This window comes from Pseudomonas sp. 05N434 (genome assembly GCF_056396965.1).
Window position 1 is genome coordinate 1 of sequence record NZ_JBFTMK010000726.1, and the last position, 2,016, is coordinate 2,016.

At 49.1% G+C, this 2,016-nt stretch carries 2 protein-coding genes and 1 pseudogene; all 3 read right to left on the bottom strand.

The genetic code is table 11. The features are described from left to right. A pseudogene (locus AC1DLB_RS28640) lies at window positions 1–319 on the bottom strand (hypothetical protein); the annotation flags it as partial. Window positions 320–326: 7 nt separating this feature from the next. Next, entirely contained in the window at window positions 327–1,322 is a 996-nt protein-coding gene (locus AC1DLB_RS28645; RefSeq protein WP_477786151.1) for an N-acetyltransferase family protein, read from the bottom strand. Window positions 1,323–1,406: 84 nt separating this feature from the next. Then, window positions 1,407–2,016 (bottom strand): acyl-homoserine-lactone synthase (locus tag AC1DLB_RS28650; protein WP_477786152.1); only part of this gene is annotated, 610 nt, incomplete at its 5' end.

A 2,016-nucleotide genomic window follows, 5' to 3' on the forward strand; every position in this document is an offset into this window, starting at 1 on the left:
GATAAGAGGTGGTAAACATCAGCGATGTTCGCCCTGCATACAAATCGCTAAAGCTATTTTGCAGGCGCTCATGGTATTCGGTGAAGCCACTGAAAATCATCGGGCCGCCGATGTTCGAACCGTACTGCAGGATGGCGGCAATAGCCGACTCCTTCATGCGTTCGTGATTTGAAAGCCCCAAATAGTCGCACGATGCAAAGTTCAACATTTTCCGACCATCCGCGAGCGTCATATCCCGACCGCAGGCAGAACGTACTTGAGGAAAATATGTGTAATAACCCAGCTCTTTCGACTTTAATGCAACATCATCAATACGCATAAGACTCTCATTCTACCGGCGCAGTATATCTATAAATGCGATAGGCTCTTTCGTGACAAATACCGTCCCGGGTGAGATGACGCATAGTTCGAAGAACCATGACATTATCTTCCAGCATCCAAGACACGCTAATTCTGCTACGACCGACCTTGCTCAGCGCGATGGCGGTCAACTTTAAAGTGAGCGCTATCGACAATCCTTTACGTTGATACTCAGGAGCGACGCCAGTAAAAAAAGCGCKGCCGTACAACCCCTGCTCATTCATGGCGGGTGCAAACATAGTAAAGCCGACAATTTTATCGTCATGCTCGGCAACCAACGCCGATATGTTTTTAATATTACGCGAGGCTATTTCAAACTGTTCTTTTGACGCAGGGCTGTAACCCCAATTTCGCTCCCAAGATTGATTATAACAGTCTGCTAACAATTGGCTTCTGGCAACCAATTCGTCTTGCCCGTAGTGATGGAACTCAATACCCGTCAATCGCTGAGTGAGCTTTTCTTCCAAGGCATGCTGTTGATACCCTTGAGCGGGCGGTTGAAAGACAATTTCAACCAGGTCTTTTTCCTTTCGGAATCCTGCCTGCACCAAGGCATCAGTCAACTCAATCGTATTTGATGGCAACGAAAACACATTGAAATCAGACTCAAATGTGCGCAGCCCTCGCTCAATCAAGAATGAACTGTGGATAGGGCCTACCAAGTCAGACACCCGCCGAGGCAGCAACCGAGTACTGTTTATATACTCAATTGCACAGCGCATCAGCTGCTGGAGGACACTCGCCACCGGCACTACTATCAGCGTTGAAAAGTACGCACTGCCAAGCCCGTTGACCTTGCTCTGCTTGTCGAAATGCACGATGCAAAAAGCGACTATCTCGCCACTCTCGTCCTTCCAGGCTATCGGTACATTATGCTCAGTTGCGGAGTGCTCGCAGGCCGCTGTCACTCGCTGCTCAAGCTGTTCCTGAGTGCGGCCCACCACCGAAATACGTTCGTCCAAGCACTTCAGGGCATACCAATCGCATGCCGCCAAACCTATGACTCTACTCATCGGCATTCTCGACTATCATTCGCTGTAAAGTTTTTAGGCGGCCAGACGCAAAGCGCTAGTGGTTTTGTCGTCGATTTCGATCCAGAAGGGAACGATACTTTTGTTGTCGATCAGCCGCGGCGGCGAAATCCTGCATGTATTGACGCCCATCCGTTTTAGCAAACGCTCATTGCCTACAGCACTGAACGCGATCAATCGAAACGCGCCTTTTGAGCGTGCGACGTCAATCACTTCCCTCACCAATTTCACCGTATTTTTCCAGGCCTGTTCAGCACTCAATACCTGGCCTTTCGGGTGGCTAATAGCGAACCGGGAGAGCTCCCATATACCCGCAGAGAACGGCGGAGGGTTCCCTCCCATTAAGTGAGGGAATACATCCCCCAGCAGGTATGGACGATTAGTAGGAATTAACCGAGCGCAACCAAATATTTCGTGATTATGATCACAGGCCAAAACATATACCGTATCAGGGCGATCGAAATCATCTAACTCAACCCCCTCCTCACAACGTAGAGGCCAGCCTAACTCTTTAACGAATACCTGATACCTATATTTAGCGAGCGCACATGCCATCCCAGGCAAAAGATCATTAACAGTCCCTGTTATAACAGTTAGCATGACAACCTCTCGGCAAATGTTATCC